Source organism: Acetobacter musti (assembly GCF_011516835.1).
Classification (GTDB): Bacteria; Pseudomonadota; Alphaproteobacteria; order Acetobacterales; family Acetobacteraceae; genus Acetobacter; species Acetobacter musti.
This window is the reverse complement of sequence record NZ_WOTB01000013.1, coordinates 97,130-120,157: the sequence shown is the minus strand read 5'-3', so window position 1 is coordinate 120,157 and position 23,028 is coordinate 97,130. Positions and strand designations below refer to the sequence as shown.

Genomic DNA, 23,028 nt, shown 5'->3' with positions numbered 1-23,028 from the left:
CACCCTTCTCAGGGACGCGTCTGGCCGCTGCCGAAGACTTCGTAGCGGAAGGTTGTAAGCTGTTCGAGCCCGACGGGGCCGCGGGCGTGGACGCGGCCGGTGGCGATGCCGATTTCCGCGCCGAAGCCGAATTCACCGCCATCGCAGAACTGGGTGGAGGCGTTCCACATGACCACGGCGCTGTCCGTGCCGTTGAGGAAACGGGTGGCCGCGACCTCATCGGAAGTGATGATGGCCTCGGTGTGGCCGCTGCCGTAGCGGGCGATGTGCTCCAGGGCAGAATCAACGCCGTCCACGGTGGCGATGGACAGGGTCGCGTCCAGCCATTCCGTGGCGAAATCCTGCGCAGTGGCGGGCTTCAGATCCGGGACGATGGCACGGGCGCGCTCGTCGGCACGGAAGTCGCAGCCGAGTTCCTTCAGATCGCTGACGATAAGCGGCAGCAGCGAAGGGGCGATGGCGGCGTCGATCAGCAGGGTCTCGGTCGCGCCGCAGATGCCGGGACGGCGCATCTTGGCGTTGGCGATGATGCTGCGGGCCATTTTCGGATCGGCGGCAGCGTGGATATAGGTGTGGCAGAGGCCTTCGGCGTGGGCGAGGACGGGCACGCGGGCCTCGTTCTGCACGCGCTCGACGAGGGAGCGGCCGCCACGGGGGATGATGAGGTCGATCAGGCCGGCGGCGGCGAGCATCTCTGCGACGTATTTGCGGTCGGTGCCGGGAGCGACCTGGACGGCTTCCTCGGGCAGGCCCGCGGCGCGCAGGCCGGCGGTCATGGCGGCGTGGATGGCCCGGGCGCTGTGGAAGCTCTCCGAGCCGCCGCGCAGGATGACGGCGTTGCCGGATTTGATACACAGGCCTGCGGCGTCCGCGCCGACATTGGGGCGGCTCTCATAGATCACGCCGAGGACGCCGACCGGTGTGGCGACGCGGCGGATTTTCAGGCCGTTCGGGCGCGACCATTCGGTGAGGATGCGGCCGACGGGATCGGGGAGATCGGCCATGTCCTCCAGCCCGGCCGCCATGGCCTGGATACGCTCGGGGGTCAGGGTCAGGCGGTCGCGGAAGGCCGGAGTGCCGGTGAAGGCGTCCAGGTCCTTTGCATTGGCGGCGAGGATGTCATCTTGGGTTTCCCGCAGGGCGGCGGCGGCGGCCCAGAGGGCCTTATCGCGGATGGCCGTCGGGCTTTGCGCCAGGGTCCGGGATGCGACCCGGGCGGCGCGGGCTATGGCCTCGATCGCGCCGGGTCTGGTCACTTCCGCCTGCATGCTGGCGCTCATTTCGGTTACCCCTGTCCTCTCTTCTCGTGTGTCGTTGTCTGTTGACTGATGTGGCGCGGTCAGACGTTGAAGCGGAACAGCAGGACGTCTCCGTCCTGCACAACATAGTCGCGGCCTTCGACACGCATTCTGCCCGCTTCTTTCGCGCCTGCCTCGCCGTTGTATTTCACATAATCGTCATATGCCACTGTTTCGCACGCGATGAAGCCGCGTTCGAAGTCGTTATGGATGACAGCGGCGGCCTGCGGAGCTTTCGTGCCGGCCGTGATGGTCCAGGCGCGGGTCTCTTTGGGGCCGACAGTGAAGTAGGTGCGCAGGCCGAGCAGTTTGTAACCGGCAGCGATGACGCGGTCGAGGCCGCTGTCTTCGAGGCCGAGGCCTTCGAGAAATTCCTTCGCGTCCGGGGCGTCGAGCTGGCTGACTTCGGCTTCGATGGCGGCGGAGACGACGACGGAGGCGGCGCCTTCCTTCGCGGCGCGCTCCTGCACGGCTTCGGAGAATTTATTGCCCGTGGCGGCGGCGCCTTCCTCGACGTTGCAGACATAGAGCACCGGCTTGGTGGTCATGAGCTGCAGGCGGGCGGCGGCGGCTTCCTGCCCTTCCGGGATGGCGGTGCGGGCGGGTCTGCCTTCGCGCAGGGCTTCGATCATCGGCTCCATGAGCGCGACCTGGGCCTGGGCCTCACGGTCATTGCCGCGGGCTTTTTTCTGGAGCGCGACGATGCGCTTTTCCAGCGAATCGAGATCGGCGAGCATCAGTTCGGTTTCGATGATCTCGGCGTCGCGCACCGGGTCCACGCCGCCTTCGACATGGGTGATGTCGTCGTCTTCAAAGCAGCGCAGGACGTGGATGATGGCGTCGACCTCGCGGATATTGGCGAGGAACTGGTTACCGAGCCCCTCCCCGCGCGATGCGCCGCGCACGAGGCCGGCGATATCGACGAATTCCAGGCTGGTCGGCACGATCTTCTGCGACTTGCCGGCTTTGGCCAGCACGTCCAGACGCGGGTCTGGCACGGCGACGCGGCCGACATTCGGCTCGATGGTGCAGAACGGGTAATTGGCGGCCTGGGCTGACGCGGTGGCGGTCAGCGCGTTGAACAGGGTGGATTTGCCGACATTGGGCAGTCCGACGATGCCGCAGTTAAAGCCCATCAGTCTTTCACTCCTGTCTGACCTGCAGTGTTCTGGTTGCTGGTGTTCGTTTTCTGGCCGTTACTGCGGCCTGATTTCGGTGGTTCCGGCTGGCTGCCGGCGGTGAGCAGCGCGACTTTAGACATGAACGCTTCCGGTGTCTGCGCTGCCAGCAGTGGCGCGGCGTCGGAGACGGCGGCGAGGAGATCTTCGAGCCAGGGCTGGTCAGCTTTGGCGAAGTCTCCCAGCACCCAGCCGTGGACGCGTTCTTTCGAGCCGGGATGACCGATGCCGACGCGGACGCGCCAGTAATCGGGCGTGCCGAGCTGGCGGTCGGTCGAGCGCAGGCCGTTATGACCGGCGGCGCCTCCGCCTTTCTTCACGCGGACCTTGCCAGGCGCGAGGTCGAGCTCATCGTGAAAGATGGTAATGGCGTCGGGGGGGATTTTGTAGAACGTCGCGGCTTCGCGGATGGAGTCGCCGGAAGCGTTCATATACGTCATTGGCTTTAGCAGCAGGATCTTCGTACTGCCAAGACGCCCTTCCGCGACTTCACCACGGAAGCGCTTCCGCCACGGCGAGAAGCCGTGGCGGTGTGCGATGGCGTCGACCGCCATGAAACCGATATTGTGACGCTGGCGGCTCATGGACGGCTCGGGGTTTCCGAGGCCGGCCCAGAGCTGGATCGCCGGTTGCATGGCTGTCTGTCCCACAGGCCGGAGGCTCCGGCGTTACCGGAGCGCCCCGGACTGCCGGGCCTCCTTCTTACTTCTCTGCGGCGGCCGCTTCGATGGCTTCGTCGGTCGTCTCTGTCGTCTCGACATCGACGGTCGGCGGCGCGACGGTCGCGACAACAAAGTTCGGTATTTGCAGAACCGGGGTCACGTTTTCTGTGCCCTTCAGGTCTTCCCAGCGGACATTGTCGTGGATGTCCAGAGCGGAGACGTCGGCGGTGAAGAATTCCGGAATTTTCTCCGGATCGGCCGTGACTTCGATCGTGTGACGCACGACGTTCAGGACGCCGCCGCGCTTGATTCCCGGTGCATCGTCTTCGCCCGTCACATGCACGGAGATTTCGAGATGGACCTTCTCGCCGGCCTTCAGACGCTGGAAGTCGATATGGATCGGCGCGTCGCTGACGGGGTGGAACTGCAGGTCGCGGATCAGGGCGCGCTCGGTGACGCCTTCTGCCTTGATCTCATAGACGCGCGAACGCCAGCCGGCCTGCTGCAGGCCGCGGTGGATGATGCGCGGGTCGAGGGCGATGAGGGTTGCGTCCTTACCGGCGCCGTAGACGACGCCCGGCACGAGTCCGCTGCGTCGGGTTGCGCGCGCTGCCCCCTTACCAGCCTTCGCGCGCAGTGACGCTTCGATCGAAGTGATTTTAGCCACGTTTAACTCCTGAAATACGGATGCACGCCGGCCTCCAGGGGTGCCGGCGCGAAGGCGGGCTTTTTAGCGGAAAAGGCGGGGAGAGGCAAACGGAAACGCCTGGGCGTGTGACGGGCCACAGGGGTGTGTTCCGGGTAGGCTCCGGACCCCGGAGAGGTGTGCCGGAGTGGTGAGGCTGAGCGATCGGGAACTGGCGTTGCCGGGTGTGCCGGGCCGGAGGTTCGGGTTGGTTCCCGGGTCCGGACCGGCGGCCTGGTGGCTGGCAAGCCCCTTAGTCGGCACACCTGCTGATCGGCAGTCCTGTGTCAGCGGGTCCGGTCAGTAGCCCTGCCGCTGCTGCGGGTAATAGTTACCCTGCTGGTAATAGCCGGGCGGGTAACAGTTCGTCTGGCCCTGCTGGGTGCAGACGGGCTGACCCTGCGGGTAGGCCTGCTGCTGGGGGTATGCCTGCTGCGGATAGGCCTGTTGCGGATAATTTCCCTGTGGGTAGTTGCCCTGGTAGTAATTTCCCTGCGGGTAACCGTTATAGCCCTGCTGGGCGGGACGGTTCGGTGTGGTCAGTGCGCCGGTGCCGGCGCCGAGGAGACCGCCGGCGAGGGCACCGATTGCCGCGCCGCGTCCGCCACCGGCGAGGGCACCGATCGCGGCCCCGGTTCCGCCGCCGATCAGGGCGCCGCTTCCGGCGCGGGTGCCGGGATTATAGGGGTCGCCGCAACCGGTGAGGAGCGTCAGGAGCCCCAGAGCGGCAATGGAAGAGGTGTGGCGGGGCGAGATCTTCATAGGGTCACCGTGTTCAGGTCTTTCGTCGACTGGAACTGGCGCCACCCGGACCGGGCGGCGTACAGTCCCCTTCGTTCCGCTATATCCTGGCCTGTCCGGATGAACAGGTCCTGATACTGATATGGTGCCCTGCCTGCTCTGCCGGGAGAGCACCTGCGGAATTTATGGCCACGGGGTCGTGGCGGAATCATGTCCGCATGGGTAACGGTGCGGTAACGTCCTTCTGCTGCTGTTTCCGGGACCGGATATCTTCTGAGTTCGGACCTGTTCCGGGGCCTGAGTCACAGGAGACAGGCCTGCGGGGTGAAGCTGCCGGAGCAGGGTTGCCGGATGATGTCAGTAGCCGTTTCTGGTTCTGCTGCGCGGGGTCGGGGTTGTTGCGGCACCGACGGCGGCGCCGGTTGCGCCGCCGGCGAGAGCGCCGATGGCGGCACCACCTCCGCCGCCTGCTATGGCGCCGATGGCGGCCCCTCCGCCCGCGCCGATGAGAGCGCCTGATCCGGCGCGGGCGCCGGGGTTATAGGGATTGCCGCATCCGGCGAGCAGCGAGGCTGAAAGAAGTCCGATGGCCAGCATGGTGCGCGAACCGGTGCGCCTGCGGGGAGTGTGTAACGTCCTGTTCATAATCAGTAGCCCTGTCTTGTGATCCTCACCCGTGTCGTTTGCGACCTGCATGACCTGCGACTCTGGTTACCTGCGACTCTGGCCGGAATGTCCCGGAGGGTTACGGCGGCTGACGGGCGGGGCGGCTTTCTCTGAGCGCGCATCTGTTAAACGTCTGATGTCAGTTCCGGTTTTTTAAACATCGGAGAGCCGGAAGGTGGATTTGCCGGAGGGCGGTTCGCTGCCGAAGGTGGAAACCGGGCGTTTCGCCGGAGCGGTGGTGCGGGACTCGCCGGGGGTCAGCCCATTCTGAAATCCTTAACGGGATGACGTTATCCTGTGCCGGAGCTGAGTTCTGGTGACATGGGTAACGCGATGTCCCCGCTCCGGGCGCATGGCTGCGGGTACGGAGAGGCGTGGAGGGATGGCGGGATGCCGTTTCTCATTCATGGGCCTTGCGGTCGGGGGGCTGCATCGGTAAGCCGTCGGTCCAGCATTCGGGCGGCAGGTCGCGCGGCTGTTGCGGTGTCCGCTGACCATGGCCGGTCCGGGCGTGCGGCGGGCGTGTCTATTTTCACCTGTTTTCGTGCCGTGTTTTTTGTCCCGTATTTTCGGGCACGTTCTTTTAAGCTGGCCAGGAGTTGTGGATGTTCTCTCGCCTGCTGGGTCTCATGTCGGCTGACATGGCAATCGACCTCGGCACCGCCAATACGCTGGTCTATGTCAAGGGACGTGGCATCGTTCTGAATGAGCCGTCCGTCGTTGCGATTGCGGAGTCACGCGGCAAGAAGCAGGTTCTTGCGGTTGGCGAGGAAGCGAAGCAGATGGTCGGGCGGACGCCTGGCAACATCACGGCCATCCGTCCGATGCGCGATGGTGTGATCGCTGATTTCGAAGTCGCGGAAGAGATGATCAAGCACTTCATCCGCCGCGTGCATAACCGGCGGGCGTTTGCGAGTCCGCAGGTGATCATCTGTGTTCCCTCCGGTTCCACGGCGGTTGAGCGGCGGGCGATTCAGGAGAGTGCGGAGAGCGCCGGGGCACGGCGGGTGTTTCTGATCGAGGAGCCGATGGCGGCGGCGATCGGGGCCGGGCTGCCGGTGACGGAGCCTTCGGGCAGCATGGTTGTCGATATCGGCGGCGGCACGACCGAGGTTGCGGTGATCTCGCTGGGCGGTATTGTTTATGCGCGGTCGGTGCGGGTTGGCGGCGACAAGATGGATGAGGCGATCATCTCCTACATCCGCCGGATGCATAATCTGCTGATTGGCGAGAGTTCGGCCGAGCGGATCAAGATTTCCCTGGGATCGGCGATGCTGCCGGATGATCCGAACGATCCGGGTCCGCTGCAGAATGTGAAGGGGCGCGATCTGATCACGGGAGCGCCGCGGGAGATCGTGGCCTCGCAGGCGCAGATTGCCGAGAGTCTGGCTGAGCCGATTTCGCAGATCATCGAGGCGGTGAAGACGACGCTGGAGAACACGCCGCCGGAACTGGCGGCGGATATTGTCGATAAGGGAATCGTGCTGACGGGTGGCGGGGCGCTGCTGTATCGTCTGGATGAGGCGCTGCGTTATGCGACGCAGCTGCCGGTGACGATTGCGGAAGATCCGCTGTCCTGCGTGGCGCTGGGCACGGGGCGGGCGCTTGAGGAGATGAAGCGGCTGCGCGACGTGCTGACAACGATGTATTAATGAAAAGAATCAATGCATTCTCTGAAATCCTTTGGCACAATGCGGGTGGTTTCCGCCTGAGACTTTTTGTCCGGTAATTTTTTCTCCGGGGCGTTTTGCCTGACTTCCGGGGCATGGGTATGAGGGCGGCATAGCCGGAGCTGCGGGGGGTTCCGGCGGGACGTGGATTCCCCGTTTTAAGGATGACGTCATGAGGATGGGCCAGGGCCCCGGAATGAGACGAGCGGCCTGGCGGGCCGCCGATTCCGGGCCGGTATCTGGCTGGTGTCCATCCGGGAAAGGGCTGGCTGGCCGGTATCGCGCTGGCCGCTCTTTCATTATCCGGTGTCTGGCCGGGGGACGTCCATCCGCGGTGGATCGTCCTCCCCTGCCCTTTCCGGCGCATTTCCCTGCCGGACCGGTTCATAATCTCTGTGGCTGTTCCGCTGAGGGGCGGATGGCGTGATTCCTGTTTCAATTCAGATCAGGCAGGCGCTGGAGCGGGTCTGGCTGCCGGTGATGCTGCTGCTTTCGATGGCGATGATTCTGCTCGGGTGGGCGAACCAGCGTCTGACGAATGCGGCGCGCATGGCCGTCGCGGATGTGCTGTCGCCGGTCTGGGCGGTGATTGCGGAGCCGGGCGAGCAGCTTTCCGCGGCGCTGTCGGAGCTGCGGGGGATCGGGCATCTGGCGCAGGAGAATGCGCGGCTGCGGACGGAGAACGAGACGCTGCGCGGCTGGTACGACGTGGCGGTGTCGCTGACCGAGGAAAATCAGACTCTCAAGACCAATCTGCACTGGATGCCCGATCCGGTGCCGTCTTTCGTGACCGGGCGGGTCGTGGGGGACGCGGGCGGGCTGTATTCGCATGCGGTGCTGATCGGGGCCGGGCCGCAGAGCGGGGTTCGGGTGGGCAATGTCGCGCTGGCGGCGGACGGGTTTGTCGGGCGGGTGACGGAAACAGGCGGTCATTCGGCGCGGATTCTGCTGATCGACGATGTGGCGAGCCGGATTCCGGTCACTCTTGAAACGAGTCATGGCACGGCGATTATGGCCGGCGACAATTCCACGATGCCGCGTCTGATGTATTATGCGCAGGACAATCATCCGATCGAGGGCGAGCGTGTGGTGACATCGGGGCAGGCCGAACTTCTGCCAGCGGGGCTGCCGGTGGGTACGGTGCATTATATCCGGGCCTCGACGCCGGTGGTGGCTCCTTATGCGCGGCTGGATCATCTGACGATCCTGCGGGTGTTCGACTTCGATTCCGGAACGATCGATTCGCCGGACGCGCCGGGCCGGGTGCCTGTGGCGCCGCTTCGCCAGCGGGGCGCGGCCACGGGGCAGGATAATCCGATGGACGGAATGACGCTGGGTGGTGTTGTGGACGGGCTCAGCGGGCGCGCGGCGGCCGGTGCGGCGCGGTCTTCGGCGGCCGGGCCTGTGGACGGGCCGGACGGTGAAAACGGTGTGACGACGGAGGGGCCGGCGGCTGCGGACGGACAGGCGAACGGGTGGGAAAGTGGGACCGGCACTGAGCCGGAGACAGGATCGGCGACGGGGGCGGCGACAGGATCGGGGGATGGCGACGACGGGAGGCAGCGTCAGAACGGGGCCGGGGCATCGGTGCCGGCTGGTGACGGCAGCGCGGCTCCCGCTGTGAATCAGGCTCGTCCGGGGCGTGGGTGAGAGAGTGCGCTGATGTCTGTCGATCCCTATTCCCACTGGCATCCGGACCAGTCTTCCGGTCCTGCGCTGGCGCAGCGGCTGGACCGGCTGGCGCGTCGTCTTCTGCCTGGCGGGGTGACGGCGCTGATGATTGTGATCCTGGCGGCTCCGAGCGGTATTCCGGGCGCGACGGCGCTGTTGCCGGGGCTGGTGATGTCGTCGGTGTTTTTCTGGTCCGTGTGGCGGCCGGCTTCGATGTCCGCTCCGGTGGTGTTTCTGATTGGTCTGCTGATGGATCTGATCGGGTTTGCGCCGCTCGGGGTGGATGCGTTTGTGCTGCTGCTTCTGCACGGGATTGCGGTGCATACGCGGTTTGGGCTGATGGGACTGAGTTTTCTGGCGATCTGGGTGGTTTTTTCGGTGCTCGCGGCGGCGGCGTGCTGGCTGCTCTGGCTGCTGATTTCGGTGTTGTCGCTGAATGCGATGCCCACGGCGCCGGCGGTGTTCGAGACGCTTCTGGCGGTGGGGATTTATCCGCCGATGGCGGCGGCCGGAAGCTGGCTGCACAGGCGGGTCTGGAATCCGGAGCCTCAGGCATGAGCGGGCGTATCGTGGGCGGACCTGTCGGGGCGGGACGTGGCGTGATCGGGCGTATCATGAGTGTGCGCGTTGTGGCCGGGCGTAATATGGCGGCGCGTATGATGGCCGGGGCGCGTCCGGGCGTTGTGGCGTCGGGATGGCGGGACAGGCCGCGGGCGGGGATGCGCGGCTGATGATGTTCCGGCGTAAAAAGGAGAAGATCCGGCGGCTGATGCCGGAGAAGGAGCAGAAGGACCCCGGTCGTGGCGTGTTCACGCGGCGGGCGCTGCTTCTGATGGTGGCGCAGACGGCGGCGCTGGGAACGCTGGGGAAGCGTCTGTATGATCTGCAGATCAGCGATGGCGATCATTTTGCGAAGCTGGCGGACCGGAACCGGACGAGCAAACGGCTGCTGGCGCCGCCGCGCGGGCTGATTGTCGACCGGTTCGGCGTGGTAGTGGCGGCGAACAGGACGAACTGGCGCGCGCTGCTGCTGCCGGAAGAGACGACGGACGTGCAGGGCACGATCGACCGTTTCTCGGCGCTGGTGCCGCTGGATGAGCGGGATCAGTCACGGCTGGGGCGTGAGATTCGGCACAAGCGGAAATTCGTGCCGGTGATGCTGCGTGAGTTTCTGTCCTGGGATGAGATGGCGCGGATCGAGCTGAATTCCCCTTCCCTGCCTGGCGTTCTGATCGATGTGGGCACGACGCGGTCCTATCCGTTCGGGCCGCTGCTGGCGCATTCGGTAGGGTATGTGGCGCCCTCGAACGAGCAGGATGTGGCGAAATCGACGCTGCTGGCGTTGCCGGGAATGCGGATCGGGCGCGCGGGGATCGAGCAGAGTCAGGATGCGCTGCTACGCGGGCAGGCCGGATCGGTGGAGATGGAGGTCAACTCCGTCGGGCGGGTGATGGCGGAGCTGGACCGGCAGGAGGGCACGCCGGGGGATGAGGTCGGGCTGACGCTCGATGTCGGGCTGCAGCAGACGATTCAGAACCGGATCGGGGATATGGCGGCCTCGGCGGTGGTGATGGACTGCCGCAACGGCGAGGTGCTGGCGATGTGCAGCACGCCGTCCTTCGATCCGTCGCTGTTCGACAGCGGCGTCAGTAAGGCGCAGTGGGCGGAATGGACGAACGACCAGCGGACGCCGCTGATCGACAAGACGGTGGCGGGTGTTTATCCGCCGGGCTCGACGTTCAAACCGGCGGTGGCGATGGCGGCGCTGAGCAGCGGGGCGATCACGCCGACGGACCGGTTTTTCTGTCCGGGTCATTTCGATATGGGCGGGGCGCGGTTCCATTGCTGGGCGAAGCACGGGCATGGCTCGATCGATCTGCATCTGGCGCTGAAATATTCCTGTGACGTTTATTTCTACGAGGTTGCGCACCGGATCGGGATGGACACGATCGCCGGGACGGCGCACGCGCTGGGGCTTGGGACCGAACTGGGGATCGAGCTGCCGCATCAGCGGCCCGGGCTGATTCCGACGCCGGAATGGCGGCAAAAGCATAAGCATCACTGGAATGGTGGTGACACGGTGGTGAGCGGCATCGGACAGGGTTTCGTGCAGGTGACGCCGTTGCAACTGGCGACCTATACCGCCCGCATTGCGACCGGGCGCGCGGTTCAGCCGCATCTGGTGCGGGCGGTGAACGGCGATATCGGCGGTCAGGTCGATCCGCAGCACTGGCCTGAGATGGCGATGGAAGCGAAATATTTTCAGGCGATCCGCGAGGGAATGTTCGCGGTGGTGAATGAGCAGCACGGGACGGCGCCCAAGGCGCGTCTGACCATTCCGGATGTGCAGATGGCGGGCAAGACGGGGTCGGCGCAGGTCCGGCGTGTTTCGCGGGCGATGCGTGAGAGCGGGCATTTCAATTCGGCCGAGCTGCCATGGGAATACCGGCCGCATGCGCTGTTTATCTGTTTCGCGCCCTATGATGCGCCGCGTTATGCGGTGTCGCTGGTGATCGAGCATGGCAATGCCGGCGCGGATGTGGCGGCGCCGCTGGCGCGGGATATTATGACGGACACGCTGCTACGCGATCCGGTCAATCACCGGACGCTGCCGGGACAGACGGTGGCGGATGCGGAGATGGCTCCGGGGATATAGACGGGAGGCTGCCCTGCGCCTGGAAAGAGGCGTGGCGACCTCTTTGGCTCTTCCGTGTGAATAAAGACGTTGTGTACTTTGCGGATACAGGCGAGGTGGCTTTAGCCCGAACCCTGCAAGGGGACACAGTTCCTTTGATCCCGCCCTGTTAAAATAAACGGGGGAAAGGCAGAGCCCTGTTTTGTCTCCTGTTTGCAAAAGACATAAACGTCTTAATAAAACGGGCGAAAGGGATTGCGGCTCTTTGCCGGTGTTCTTGCCAGTCTTCTGGACGATCTTCGGGGCAGAGGTCCGGAAGACGGCAGGGTCTGATTACCGCAGGGTTTGAGGGACGGGATTTTCTGAATGGGGGGACTGGCATTGGACTCGCGCAAGCCGTTGAGGCGTTTCCGCAAGCGGCTGCTGCGGGCCGAGCCGAGTTTCCGGATCCTGTCGAAGCTGTGGCGGGTGAGCTGGCTGTATGTGCTGCTGATCTGCGGGCTGGCCGGGGTTGGGTATGTCGCGCTGTATTCGGCGGGGGGCGGGTCGGCGAAACCGTTTGCCGGGCCGCAGGCGATGCGGTTCGGCTTCGGTCTGGTCATGATGATCACGGTGGCGATGCTGCCGCCGAAGGTTCTGGTCCGGATTGCGGTGCCGCTTTACGTGGTGTCGCTGGCGTTGCTGGTGGTGGTGCTGCGGGCGGGGCATGTCGGCAAGGGCGCGGAACGCTGGATCATGATCGGGGGGACGCAGGTTCAGCCCTCGGAATACGCCAAGGTGGCGCTGGCGCTGATGCTGGCGACATGGTTTTCGCGTGTGTCTTATGCGCGGATGAGGAATCCGCTCTGGCTGATTCCGCCGGCGGTGATGGTTCTGGTGCCGGTGGCGCTGGTGCTGAAGGAGCCCAATCTCGGGACAGCGGTGATTATCGGCGGGATCGGGGCTTCGGTTTTCTTCGCGGCGGGGATGCGGCTCTGGCTGATTGCGCTGCTGGCGCTGCCGGTGCCGATGCTGGCGAAGATTGCTTACGGGCACCTGCATGATTACCAGAAGGCGCGGATTACGACCTTTCTGCATCCGGAAAGCGATCCGCTTGGAGCGGGGTATAACATCATTCAGTCGAAGATCGCGCTGGGTTCTGGCGGGATGTGGGGACAGGGTTATCTGCACGGGACGCAGGGACAGCTGAACTTTCTGCCGGAGAAGCAGACGGACTTCATCTTCACGACCATTGCCGAGGAGTGGGGCTATGTTGGCGGGGCGGCGGTGATCGGGCTGCTGCTGGTGCTGATCCTGGGCGGGATGATGATGGCGATCCGCAGCCGCAACCGGTTCGGGCGGCTTCTGGCGCTGGGGATTTCGGTGAATTTCTTTCTCTACTGTCTGGTCAATCTGTCGATGGTGATGGGGGCCATTCCGGTGGGGGGTGTGCCGCTGCCGCTGGTGTCTTATGGCGGGTCGGCGATGCTGAATGTGATGCTGGGCTTCGGGCTGCTGATGTCGGTATGGGTGCATCGGAACTCGCGGTTTGGCGAGGAGCCGGACGAGCAGAACTGATGTCGGCCCGGGTTCTGCCGGAGGTTCTGCCGGAGACGTTGTCCGGAGTTTTACCGGTGACGCCGAAGGTTCTGCGGGCTTACCGGCTGAGTGCGTATCGCGCGGGCGGGCTGGACGTACGGATCGGGCGTCGTGTTTCGGGGGTGGCCGGACGCGGGGATATTGTGTTTGTCAGCGCGTGCAATCCGGGCGGACGGCGTTATCCGGACGGATGGAATGCGCGGATGATGGCGCGGCTTTATGAGCGGCTGCGGGGCGTTCCGTATGTCGGTGGCGAAGGACGGCTCGGGCGATGGGGAGAGCCGCTGGTGGCGACGTGGCTGCCGCTGGCGCGGGGGAAGCGGCTGGCGCGGCTGTTCCGGCAGAATGCGGTGGTGCTGGTGCGGCGGGGACAGGTTGCGCGGCTGGTGCTGACCGACTGAGCGGATTGTGCCGGCGGGAATAGCGGGCAAAAAATGGTGTTTATGTCTTTTGCAAAAAGGAGACAGAGGAGGGCTTTGCCCCGCCCCTGGAAGGGGTCTGGACCCCCTTCGTCCCATTTTAATTAATAAACCGGGATCAAAGGGACCCCGTCCCTTTGTGGGGTTCGCGGCAAAGCTCTGAGAAGCGACCTCGGCTGTATTTGCAAAGTCTATAAACGCGAAAAAAATGCCCCGTCCCGCAGCAGAATTCTGCCATGGGACGGGGCGTTCGGGCGGGCGGGGTTCTGCCGGAAGGCAGTCCGGATTCCTGTTCCGTCCGTGCCGGAGCGCTCAGGAGGGGGCGCTCAGATCGGCGGCGTCCGGCTGTAGTAATCGTTTATTCCTGCGCTGTAGCTGGGATTTGCCCAGTCGGGGACATCGTCAGCTGCGTAGGACGGAGAGTGCTGCAGTTGTTCGGGCGTGAGATCGACGACGTAACCGCCGCGTGTCGGATCGTAGGTCAGCGTTTCCCATGGAAGCGGATGGTATTTGTTTCCCATGCCGAGAAAACCTCCGAAGCTCATGACGGCGTAGGCGACGTGACCCTGCTGTTTGTCGACCATGAAGTTAGCGATGGTTCCCAGTCGTTCTCCGGAGCGGGAATAGACGGCTGTACCTTCGACCCTGTCGGAAGCGATCAGGGCTGTGGTTTCTCTGACGTTGGTTGTCATTGTGTCGGACATGATAATCTCCGCTGATATGACATAAGACGTTTATGGCGCGGGATCCGGCCTCCGGTTCTGAATCCCGGCTCGCAGATAATAACGCGGATCTCATACATTCGTGCATATTATTTATGTGTTATTTATTTAATCCGATCGCCATGAGGTGGCGCACGGATAGTGGAACGGTGGCGCGGCTGATCGGGTTTTATCCTGTATGGCGCTTGCTGATTCCGGATCGCCTCGCTTCTGCCGGCTGGTCCTGATATCGGCGGGGTCGGTAAGGCAGACGGGCCGTTTTCCGATACCGGCTTCCGTTGTGGCGCGGGTGAGAGTTCTGCGTTGCGGGCACTGGCGCTTTTCTGAAAAGATCGTGCCGGTACCCGGTCCCGGTACTGTTTTGATGCGGGATGAGATGGTGGGGATTTATTCCGGATTTCTGCTGTGCTGAAAAGGTTGGATTGAAGCGGGGTGGTTCTTCTGGTGGGACCGGGTCAGAGATGGGCTGCGGTGCTGGTGTTGCTGATCGGGCTGTCATGCGCCTCCGGGCGGGATTCCGGGGGAAATTTCCTGATTATGACAGAGTGTGTGAAAAACAGGCACGAGATGAACGTCCGGATTGCGGACAGGCAGTTTTTGACGTGGACGGGGGATGCGGGCAGATACCGGTCTCGTGGTATCGGGGAGTGAGGATATGGAGACCGGGATGATCAAAAAATTGGTGGTTACGGGTATGGTTTGTCTGTTTTTGCCCGCCTGTGCGGGGGATGCGGCCGGGTCGGGGCCTGCATCGGGCGGGAAGTCATCTCCAGTGATCGGGATGCCAAACCCGGCTTCGGTGTATTGCGTGAAGATCGGGGGGACGCTGGAGATCCGCAGGGAAGCGGACGGGAGCCGGGGATATTGTCATCTTCCGGACGGGCGTGTCGTTGAGGAATGGGCGCTTTACCGGAGTTCCGTGAAAGCGCCGGGTGGCTGACGGGCGGACTGAGGGAAAATGAACGTTGCGGGCGGGTCAGGTTCCGCCTGCGGCGGCGAAGGTGTAGGTTCCGCCTTTTTCGATGGCGCGTCTGTAAGCCGGTCTGGCGTGGATGCGGTGCAGAAAGGCGATGACGTGCGGCAGTTTTTTTACCTCTTCTGACCGGGCGGCGGCGGCTTCGAGCGGGAAGCTCATCTGAATGTCCGCGGCGGTGAATTCCGGGCCGGCGAACCATTCGTCGGTGGTGAGGCTTTGTTCCCAGTAATGCGTGTGTCTGGCGACTTCCGGGTTGATCAGGCTGTGCTGGACGCCTTTTGAGATCAGCCTGGCGAAAGGGCGCAGCGGAAATGGCACGCGGGACGGGAGCAGGCCGAAGATCAGCTTCATGACGAGCGGAGGCATGGCGGAGCCTTCGGCGTAATGCAGCCAATAGATAAACCGGCGGTATTCGGGAGTGCCGGCGGCTGGCCGCAGACGGCCGTTGCCGTAATGGTCGAGAATATATTCGATGATGGCTCCGCTTTCGGCGAGTGTGACGTCGCCGTCAGTGATGACGGGGGATTTTCCGAGCGGGTGGATTTTACGCAGCGATTCCGGTGCGAGCATGGTTTTGGGATCGCGTTTATAGAACCGTATCTCATAAGGCAGGCCGAGTTCTTCGAGCAGCCACAGCACACGCTGCGAGCGGGAATTGTCGAGGTGGTGCACGACGATCATTTCTGGTGTCCTTCCCGGCGGCGTCTCTGACACCGCGTTACCGGGCTAACGTTTGCGGATGGCTTTCGTTTTCCCGGTCGGGTGCCGGGCGCGGCGCGGACGGATGATGTGATTCCGGAACGGGCAGATTACTGACGGGAGCGTCGGGCTCAGTCGCATGTATTTTCCGGTGTGCGGTATCCGGATGCTGTGCGGTCATTCGTCTTTTGTTACGGGCCTGCTGTAACTGGCGGTGATAGTCTGGCGTTCGGGCCTTATGGAGGACGCCATGCCAAAAGTTTTTACGCTTTGTCTGCTGATCGGAGCCATGACGGTGTTGTCGGCCTGTTCCGGGCGGCATTATCATCATCGGATGCATGACGGGTCGGGATGGGGTGGGCCTGGACAGGCTCATTATATGAACAGCCCGTCAAATCCGGGCTGGCAGTATCGCGGGGGACGCGGGCCTATGGGGCCGGTGCCTGAGTAAAGTGTCGGCAGGGGCATCCTGACAGGGTGATGCCGGACATGGTTGCGTCTGGTGGGGCTGGCTCGTTCCCGTTGGGAAGCATGAGAGGCGAAGGTGAGGATGTCGGACGCGGGGTTGGCGAAGAGTTCCTTCGATACGATTACAATCGTGCCTTACAGGGAGGCGTGGGCGGCAGAGTACCGGGATCTTGTCGCCGGGCTGCGGGCGGCGTTTCCGGCGGGCACACGATTTCATCATATCGGATCGACTTCGGTGCCGGGTCTGGCGGCGAAGGACATTATCGATATTCAGGCGACTGTCGCGTCTCTTGACGATATCGATCTGTCTGTTCTCTCGTCTCTGAATTATATCGAACGGCCGGGGTTGTCGGACCATTCGCCGGCGGGCCGGGATATTCCGGAGGCGGAGCTAAAGAAACGGTTTTTCCGCGGGCTTACGCGGCGGGTCAATCTGCATGTCAGGGTCGGCGGCGCTTTCAATCAGCGCTATCCGGTATTGTGCCGGGACTATCTGCGGGCTCATCCGGTGACGGCGGCATCCTATCAGGTCATCAAGGAGCGGCTGTCGGGCTGGTTTCCGACGGATGCTAATCGGTATTACGACATCAAGGACCCGATGTTCGACATCATCATGGACGGGGCGGAGATATGGGCCGCTGCGACGGGCTGGACTGTTCCTGAAGGTGATTCCGGGAGCTGAGGCGCGGGGTGTTGTGGCTCTTTTTACAAAATCGGGAAATTCCTTCCGGGTAACGGCGGATATTGTTGTCCGATTCCGGTTATATTGAGAGTGTGTCATCCCGGATCAGAAAGACTGCCGGTGAGATCAGGTGTATGCGGTGGCTTTTCGGGGCTTTGCCCCGAACCCCGCAAAGGGACACAGTCCCTTTGATCCCGGTTTGTTAAAATAAAGGGGTGAGAAAGGGAGCGTGCGAAGCACGCCTGCGTGTGATAACCTCTTTCGGGTGCAGAGCAGAGCCCTGCTTTATCTCCTGTTTGCAGAACCAGACTCAAAGAGTCTTTAACGATAAATCTTTAATAAAAAACAATAAAAGTTTCCGGGGACCACTTTTTTCAAAACGGCGGCTTCTTCTGAAGCTTTTCGAAAAAGCTTCACCAAAACTTTCTTATAATTTACATGCGATTTCACGAGAATGCTTCTGATACAGTCTCTTATATCGATGTGTCTGCATGGCCGTTTATATCGGCGATGTTCCGATACTCATCGGTCCACTGTTTTCCGGAAACTTAAAACATTCAGGGCCGGATGGGTCTGTAATACGGTGCGTGACCGGCAGAAATCTGCTGTGGTAATTTATTGCGGTTCTGTCGGAAGGATTTTGATGCCGCTCCCTGGGGACGAAGCGTGTCTTCCTGGATGCTGAGCTGTGAATGACGGATGAGAAAACGAGGTGTCATGGCGTCAGTCCATGTTTCCATCGGGCGTTTTTATCAGGCGTTTCCGGTGGATGTCAGGCATCGGATGCGCCGGACAGGGAATGCCGGAAGCGTGCGACGCACACTTCCGGCTGAGCCTGGATCAGGATTTATGGCTTGCGTGGCCGCCCTTGCGTCCTGCTTCGGCAGCTGTCTCGTGGTCATCGGCGAAGTTGCCGCCTTTTTGTTTTTCCCCGTTTTTTGCCGAAGCGGAGGCTGATCCTGAATGGCTTGCCTGACCGCCTTTACGGCCAGCTTCGGAAGCTCTTTCGTGATCTTCGGCGAAGTTGCCGCCGTTATGCTTCTCCTCTCCATGTGTAGAGGCGGATGCTGTGCCTGAATGGCTTGCATGACCACCCTTGCGACCGGCTTCGGAGGCTTTTTCACGATCTTCCGCAAAATTACCCGGATTATGGCTGGAACTTTTTCCGGTATGGGTGTCTGCGGCGTAAACCGGAGTATGGCGATTTTCAGCATTGTAAAACATGTAAAAACTCCTGATTTCCTACGGTCTGGAAATATGCCCTGTTTTTAATAATGTTTCAGAAACTGGCACTTCCATGAACCGGTGTGCCCTAAAGGACTCCTGTGATGGAAAGTTCCATGTTTTCTCTGGAATCTTTCTATTCACACTCTCGTGATGCGATGCCCTGAAGAGGGATACGGTCCGCATGTGTGCAGGGCTTCGCCTGCGGTACCGGTAATGAGAAAACAAGCCGTAGTATCTGTGGGGCAGTAATTCGCTGCGATTATGGAGTCCGGGATGAGGCGGTGGGAATGCTGCCGTTATGGGCGGAGGCGAAAGGAAGAGATAAGGCGACGATGTATGGAGTTAAGGCGGGAGGCGCGGAGCGCGGGGACCAGCGTTTCGTGTGGCCTGGTCTGCTTCTGTAATTTCCAGTATATTTCTGAATGGCGGCTGTTTTGTGCTGTTGCCGGGAGTTATTCCCGGCAACAGATGGCGGTTTTCGCCAGACGAGCCGTGACCAGACGGGTGATGATCAGTAATCCTGATTTGTCGGGCGGAAGAGAATTTCGTTGATATCGACATCGTCCGGCTGGCTTATGGCGAAGGAGACGGCGCGGGCGAAGGAGCTGGCCGGGATCGCACATTTTTTGTAAAGATCCTCGACGAATTTCGCTGTATCCGGATCGGCGACGCTGGCGGGCAGTTCCGAGATCACGGCGCCGGGCGAGATGACGGTCGTGCGGATATTATAGGGTTTGACCTCCTGGCGCAGGCCTTCGGAGAGGACGCGGACGGCGGTCTTTGTCGCGGAATAGACGGCGCTGCCGGGGCTGACCTTATGTCCGGCGACGGAGGAGACGTTGATGATCTGGCCGCTTTTCTGCGTTTTCATATGCGGCAGGGCGGCGGCGATGCCGTAGAGCGTTCCCTTGAGGTTGACGTCGATTGTTCTGCTCCAGTCGTCGATTTTCAGTTTTTCGAGCGGCGACAGAGGCATGAGGCCTGCATTGTTGATGATGACATCAATGCGGCCATGGAGGCTGATGGCCTGATCGACCAGCCTGCGGAGATCGTCGGGTTTTGTGACATCGGTTCTGACGGCTGATCCTTCGGGAAGGCCGATATCTTTTGCGATGGCTTCGAGTTTTTCCAGGCGACGGGCGCCGATGACGGGTTTTGCGCCCTGACTGGCGAGGTGGCGGGTTGCGGCTTCGCCGAGGCCACTGCTGGCGCCGGTGATGACGATGACTTTGCCTGTGATGTTTTCGGTCATGAGGTCTGGTCCTTATTCCCGTTGAGAGGGCCGCGTGTATGTGGGGAACGCGGCTTGCCGGCCGGGAGAAGAGTATCGCGGCGATAATGCCGGCTGACTTCTCCCCTATGACAGAGTCCGGCGCTGCGTGATGATGAAAGCCCGTTTTTTGGTCGGGATAAAGTGAAAGCAGCCATGTCGGGAGGTGGAAGCGCCGGAGCAGGGCCTGTCGTGGGAGTATGGGGAGCGGGGGCACTGCTGCGTTATGATGACCGGTTATCTGCTCACCTCAGTCAGCTTCAAAAAGCACTTCACAATCAGTATCTGAAAAAAAACAATAAAAGTTTTTGGGTGCCGCCTTTTTTCAAAAAAGCGGTATTCCCGGAGTCTTCCCGAAAAAACCTCACCGGAAATGTCTTTATAACTGACAGAAGGTTTCACGAGAAGGATTTTGAAACAGTCTTTTATAGCGGAAGCGATTTTTTCGATATTGGCAGGTGGCGCTCCGGTTGTAGCCGTGCGTGCGGCGAAAGGTCGGGCGAGGCGAGTCCATATTCCGGACGGGCATTGCGGCGGGGAAAATAATGCGCGTGGCCGTGGCGTCCCGTTTGGGATCGAACGTGAGCCGGCAGAGCATATACTGGAAGATGCTGCCGTTCAGTGACAGGTTTTGCTGAACCGTCGGGACCGTCGCCGGGTAACATGATGATCGGGGATGGCTCTTTGTCGCTGATATGGACGACGGCGCGGCCGGCCTTTCGGCGGTTGACCTGAACGGGTCAGATGTCGGGCCGATTACACTCGCGTTCGGGCGCATCAGAAATGTCGCTTTCTGCGTGCCGTCCTGTCGGCGGTGGAAACTGGCCTGGTTACAGATACAGACCGGGTTTGTAGGCGACGAAACTTCTTTGCGATGATTTCAGCGTTCTTCTGACGGATGTTTCGCAGGGTGTTTCCGTTCTCGTCAGGCCATCCCTGCTCTGCCTCTTGCTTGCCAGTCCCCTTACGCTGTCACGCTCCTTATCCTCAATTCCCCTGTCGCAGATCATGGCTTTGTCAGTTCGTTCTGTCTCCTGTCCTGCCTTCATTCGGAGAAGGCTTTGCGGAGGGCGGCGCCGGCGAGGCGGAGGACGCGTTTTCCTTTCCACATGACGGGATAGAAGTTCAGGAAGGCGTGGACGGTACCGGGGACGCAGAGATAGGTGACGGGGACTCCGGCTTTGCGGAGATCGTCGGCGTAGAGGGCGGCTTCGTCGCGCAGGGGATCGAACTCGGCGGTGACGATGAGGGCGGGGGCGAGGTCTTTCAGATCCGGGTGCAGGCCGGGGGAGAAGATGGGGCTGGCGACGTCGGCGACGGTTCTGACGTATTGCAGGGCGTACCATTCGAGCATGCCCATTGTCAGGAAGTAGCCCCGGGCGAAGGCTTTTCTGGACGGGAACGTCATCTCGCCGTGGGTGGCGGGGTAGATCAGGACCTGGAAGGCGAGATCGGCGGGGAATGGTTTTGTGGCCGGGGTGCCGGGCTGGTTTTCAGAGCTGTACTGGTTTTCATCGGCGTTCTGGTTTTCACGGGCGCGCCGGTTTTCGTCGCGGACGTGCTGGGCGAGCGCGGCGGAGAGAGTGCCGCCGGCGCTGTCACCGGCCACGGCGACTTTGCCGCCCCAGCGCCAGGCCTCGATGGCGAGCCAGTTCAGTGCGGCGAGGGAGTCGTTGAAGGCGTCCGGAAATTTGTTTTCCGGGGCGAGGCGGTAATCGAAGGAGAGGATTGCGGCGCCGGAGGCGCGGGCGAGGCGGCAGCAGATTCCGTGGTGGGAATTGAGGCCGCAATGCACGTAGCCGCCGCCGTGGAGGAAGAGGACGGCTCCCCTCACCTTTCCATAAGGAATGTAGAGTCTGGCGGGGCGGAGTTCGGTGGCGCCGGGGACGCGGAGATTGATGACGCGGCGGACCGGCAGGGCGGAGAGGCCCATCGGGAAGGAAGGGCGGTTGGCGGCTTTGCGAAGCCGGGCGAGAGTTTCGAGGTGATCGGGTTCGGCGGGTCTGTGCAGCAGGTGTTTCGCGCCGCTGTGTGTGGCGCGGGTGGAACGGCGATTCATAAAAGAGAGAAAGAGTCGGGTGATGAAATCCGGGCGCGGGTTTTCGGGCGGGGCAGCCGGTGGCGTTTCGGGTGTGGCGGGGCTGACGTTCTGATGCATTCCGGGGCAGGCTTTGCTCGCTGGACTGGTCGGTCCGCCCGGCAGGTCGGGTGGAACCGGCCAAACGGGGGATCAGGCGGAACCGGGTGAGGCGCCGGGTCTGGCCCTGTGGATGGGCCGGGGTGGATAGAATGGTCATGGTGGCAGGATGCGGGGGTGTCGCCAATGCCGGGGTCTGAATACCGGATCTGATGACAGAACCTGACGGCAGGATGCGGTGCCACGGGATGTAACGACAGGATGTCATGACGGAACGTAATGACGGGATGTGCCGGCAGGCCGGAATGAGGAATGCCAGACGACATGAGTGGGCTTGACGGTCGGGACTGCGTGGAGCAGGTTCCGCGCCTGCCAGACGGTCGGACGACCGCTGTTGCCTTCGGGTAATGGAGGAAAGTCCGGGCTCCACGGGAGAACGGTGCCGGCTAACGGCCGGCGAGGGTGACCTCAGGGAAAGTGCCACAGAAAACAGACCGCCTTCCGGGTCCGTTCGCGGGCTGGAGGTAAGGGTGAAACGGTGCGGTAAGAGCGCACCGCGCTTCCGGTAACGGCGGCGGCAGGGCAAACCCCACCGGGAGCAAGACCGAATAGGGATGACGGGCAGCGCGGCGACGCGGCTGCCAGGGGCTCTCCCGCCCTGTCGTCCGGGTTGGTCGCGTGAGGCACGTTGCGAGACGTGTCCCAGAGGAATGGTCGTCACGGCCCCGTTTTCGGGCCGACAGAACCCGGCTTACAGACCGTCTGGCAGACAGTCTGACTATGACGATCCTGGTGCGATGGTTTGGGTAACAGTCTTGCGGAAAATCCCGGAGAGTGTTGCGGACGTTTGCTCTGGAGGTGATCCGGACGGCGCTGCGGTGTGATTTTCCAGACTGATTTTCCATGCTGTGATTTCCGGGCCGTGATTTCCGGGCCGTGGTTCCGGACTGTGTTTTCTGCGCTGTGTTTTCCGGGCGGTATTTTCGGAGTTGTGGTTTCGGGACTGCGTCTTCCGGACTTTATTTTTTGAATTCCGTTTTCGGGGGCGTGTTTTCGGGGTCACGCTTTCCGGTCACGTTTTTCGGGTGTCGTTCGGGGGATTTTGTTTTCGGGACTGCGGTGCTCGCGGGTGGTATGGCGGCTTTGTTTCAGGAGGCTGAACCGTATGCCGGGTGCGTCCTTTGGGCGTTCTTGCAGGCGGCGGAATTTCCAGAATGATCTTCTGCTGAAATTCTTTCCTTTAGCGGAATTATTACCTGCGGTGCTGGCGCGGCGTTTCGTTACGGGTGTGGCGACATGTCGGGGGTGACGCCCGGGATGTGCGTCTGAGATATGCGTCCGGTGTCTGGGCCGGGTGATCACAGTAAATGTTTCGGGAATGGCCTGTCTCAAAAACGGGACGGAATCTGGCGGTCTTTCGCCATTCGAATACCATAAAAGAACAGAACAGGAACGAACTGGAGAACGTTTGTTCTATTTACAATTAATATACGAATAGAGCTTGCAATCACATAAAGACCATAAATGTGTGGTTTTTCCCGGTTTTCTGCCATTTTTTATTACAGTTTCATTTGACGTCCCATAAAATCCCATGATATCCCATTTGACAGACATCACAGCCCATGAACGACCCGGATCGTCTTC

22 protein-coding genes and 1 other RNA gene are annotated in these 23,028 nt (G+C 61.9%); 12 read left to right on the top strand and 11 right to left on the bottom strand.

From position 1 onward, the window contains the following. Positions 1 to 8 precede the first annotated feature (8 nt). From GOB93_RS11335 to GOB93_RS11310, 6 genes are all read right to left on the bottom strand, one after another. Positions 9 to 1,280, bottom strand: a complete 1,272-nt coding sequence (locus GOB93_RS11335) for a glutamate-5-semialdehyde dehydrogenase (protein WP_173583599.1) — start codon at positions 1,278 to 1,280, stop codon at positions 9 to 11. A gap of 59 nt (positions 1,281 to 1,339) precedes the next feature. Further along, positions 1,340 to 2,434 (bottom strand): redox-regulated ATPase YchF, encoded by a 1,095-nt coding sequence (gene ychF / locus GOB93_RS11330; RefSeq protein ID WP_173583598.1) that lies wholly within the window; start codon positions 2,432 to 2,434, stop codon positions 1,340 to 1,342. Continuing rightward, positions 2,434 to 3,099, bottom strand: a complete 666-nt coding sequence (gene pth / locus GOB93_RS11325; RefSeq protein ID WP_173583626.1) for an aminoacyl-tRNA hydrolase — start codon at positions 3,097 to 3,099, stop codon at positions 2,434 to 2,436. The genes ychF and pth overlap by 1 nt, the downstream gene beginning before the upstream one ends. Before the next feature lie 79 nt (positions 3,100 to 3,178). Further along, complete coding sequence (locus GOB93_RS11320) at positions 3,179 to 3,805, bottom strand: 50S ribosomal protein L25/general stress protein Ctc (RefSeq protein ID WP_173583597.1); 627 nt, start codon at positions 3,803 to 3,805, stop codon at positions 3,179 to 3,181. A gap of 318 nt (positions 3,806 to 4,123) precedes the next feature. Further along, positions 4,124 to 4,585, bottom strand: a complete 462-nt coding sequence (locus GOB93_RS11315; protein ID WP_242010715.1) for a hypothetical protein — start codon at positions 4,583 to 4,585, stop codon at positions 4,124 to 4,126. A gap of 336 nt (positions 4,586 to 4,921) precedes the next feature. Beyond that, on the bottom strand, positions 4,922 to 5,161 hold the full coding sequence (locus tag GOB93_RS11310) for a hypothetical protein (RefSeq protein WP_173583625.1): 240 nt from the start codon (positions 5,159 to 5,161) through the stop codon (positions 4,922 to 4,924). Positions 5,162 to 5,835: 674 nt separating this feature from the next. Here GOB93_RS11310 and GOB93_RS11305 point away from each other — a divergent pair. The 7 genes from GOB93_RS11305 to GOB93_RS11275 all read left to right on the top strand — a co-directional run bounded on the left by GOB93_RS11305 (position 5,836) and on the right by GOB93_RS11275 (position 13,185). Then, the gene (locus tag GOB93_RS11305) at positions 5,836 to 6,882 is read left to right on the top strand and encodes a rod shape-determining protein (RefSeq protein WP_173583596.1); all 1,047 of its coding nucleotides are present in this window, start codon (positions 5,836 to 5,838) and stop codon (positions 6,880 to 6,882) included. A 441-nt stretch (positions 6,883 to 7,323) separates the two neighbouring features. Continuing rightward, positions 7,324 to 8,550 carry a rod shape-determining protein MreC gene (gene mreC, locus GOB93_RS11300; RefSeq protein WP_173583595.1) on the top strand — a complete coding sequence of 409 codons (1,227 nt, stop codon included), beginning with the start codon at positions 7,324 to 7,326 and terminating at the stop codon, positions 8,548 to 8,550. 12 nt (positions 8,551 to 8,562) lie between these two features. After that, complete coding sequence (locus GOB93_RS11295; protein ID WP_173583594.1) at positions 8,563 to 9,129, top strand: rod shape-determining protein MreD; 567 nt, start codon at positions 8,563 to 8,565, stop codon at positions 9,127 to 9,129. Beyond that, complete coding sequence (locus GOB93_RS11290) at positions 9,126 to 9,302, top strand: hypothetical protein (protein WP_173583593.1); 177 nt, start codon at positions 9,126 to 9,128, stop codon at positions 9,300 to 9,302. Before GOB93_RS11295 ends, GOB93_RS11290 begins: the two co-directional genes overlap by 4 nt. After that, positions 9,302 to 11,227 carry a penicillin-binding protein 2 gene (gene mrdA, locus GOB93_RS11285; RefSeq protein ID WP_173583624.1) on the top strand — a complete coding sequence of 642 codons (1,926 nt, stop codon included), beginning with the start codon at positions 9,302 to 9,304 and terminating at the stop codon, positions 11,225 to 11,227. The genes GOB93_RS11290 and mrdA overlap by 1 nt, the downstream gene beginning before the upstream one ends. A gap of 345 nt (positions 11,228 to 11,572) precedes the next feature. After that, entirely contained in the window at positions 11,573 to 12,763 is a 1,191-nt protein-coding gene (gene rodA / locus GOB93_RS11280) for a rod shape-determining protein RodA (protein ID WP_173583592.1), read from the top strand. After that, positions 12,763 to 13,185: a DUF3293 domain-containing protein gene (locus tag GOB93_RS11275; RefSeq protein ID WP_242010714.1), complete on the top strand. Its 423-nt coding sequence runs from the start codon at positions 12,763 to 12,765 to the stop codon at positions 13,183 to 13,185. The genes rodA and GOB93_RS11275 overlap by 1 nt, the downstream gene beginning before the upstream one ends. 344 nt (positions 13,186 to 13,529) lie before the next feature. Here GOB93_RS11275 and GOB93_RS11270 read toward each other — a convergent pair whose 3' ends face one another. After that, complete coding sequence (locus GOB93_RS11270) at positions 13,530 to 13,907, bottom strand: PRC-barrel domain-containing protein (RefSeq protein WP_173583591.1); 378 nt, start codon at positions 13,905 to 13,907, stop codon at positions 13,530 to 13,532. A 685-nt stretch (positions 13,908 to 14,592) separates the two neighbouring features. On the opposite strand from GOB93_RS11270, the gene GOB93_RS11265 reads away from it, so the two are divergent. Then, complete coding sequence (locus GOB93_RS11265; protein ID WP_242010713.1) at positions 14,593 to 14,865, top strand: putative hemolysin; 273 nt, start codon at positions 14,593 to 14,595, stop codon at positions 14,863 to 14,865. Between the two features lie 36 nt (positions 14,866 to 14,901). Here GOB93_RS11265 and GOB93_RS11260 read toward each other — a convergent pair whose 3' ends face one another. Then, positions 14,902 to 15,582, bottom strand: a complete 681-nt coding sequence (locus GOB93_RS11260; RefSeq protein WP_173583590.1) for a glutathione S-transferase — start codon at positions 15,580 to 15,582, stop codon at positions 14,902 to 14,904. 268 nt (positions 15,583 to 15,850) lie between these two features. Here GOB93_RS11260 and GOB93_RS11255 point away from each other — a divergent pair, with 268 nt between their 5' ends. Together GOB93_RS11255 and GOB93_RS11250 are read left to right on the top strand one after the other, a co-directional pair. Next, positions 15,851 to 16,051, top strand: a complete 201-nt coding sequence (locus GOB93_RS11255) for a hypothetical protein (protein ID WP_173583589.1) — start codon at positions 15,851 to 15,853, stop codon at positions 16,049 to 16,051. 114 nt (positions 16,052 to 16,165) lie between these two features. Beyond that, complete coding sequence (locus GOB93_RS11250; RefSeq protein WP_198912691.1) at positions 16,166 to 16,750, top strand: GrpB family protein; 585 nt, start codon at positions 16,166 to 16,168, stop codon at positions 16,748 to 16,750. A gap of 840 nt (positions 16,751 to 17,590) precedes the next feature. Here the strand turns inward: GOB93_RS11250 and GOB93_RS11245 are convergent. Next, positions 17,591 to 17,974, bottom strand: a complete 384-nt coding sequence (locus GOB93_RS11245) for a con-10 family general stress protein (RefSeq protein ID WP_173583587.1) — start codon at positions 17,972 to 17,974, stop codon at positions 17,591 to 17,593. A gap of 514 nt (positions 17,975 to 18,488) precedes the next feature. Continuing rightward, on the bottom strand, positions 18,489 to 19,229 hold the full coding sequence (locus GOB93_RS11240) for an SDR family oxidoreductase (protein ID WP_173583586.1): 741 nt from the start codon (positions 19,227 to 19,229) through the stop codon (positions 18,489 to 18,491). Positions 19,230 to 19,391: 162 nt separating this feature from the next. Here GOB93_RS11240 and GOB93_RS11235 point away from each other — a divergent pair, with 162 nt between their 5' ends. After that, entirely contained in the window at positions 19,392 to 19,793 is a 402-nt protein-coding gene (locus GOB93_RS11235; RefSeq protein ID WP_173583585.1) for a hypothetical protein, read from the top strand. Between the two features lie 499 nt (positions 19,794 to 20,292). Here the strand turns inward: GOB93_RS11235 and GOB93_RS11230 are convergent, their stop codons facing one another. Continuing rightward, positions 20,293 to 21,405: an alpha/beta hydrolase gene (locus GOB93_RS11230; RefSeq protein WP_173583584.1), complete on the bottom strand. Its 1,113-nt coding sequence runs from the start codon at positions 21,403 to 21,405 to the stop codon at positions 20,293 to 20,295. A gap of 351 nt (positions 21,406 to 21,756) precedes the next feature. On the opposite strand from GOB93_RS11230, the gene rnpB reads away from it, so the two are divergent. Next, an RNA gene (gene rnpB, locus GOB93_RS11225) (RNase P RNA component class A) lies at positions 21,757 to 22,154 on the top strand. Positions 22,155 to 23,028 lie beyond the last annotated feature (874 nt).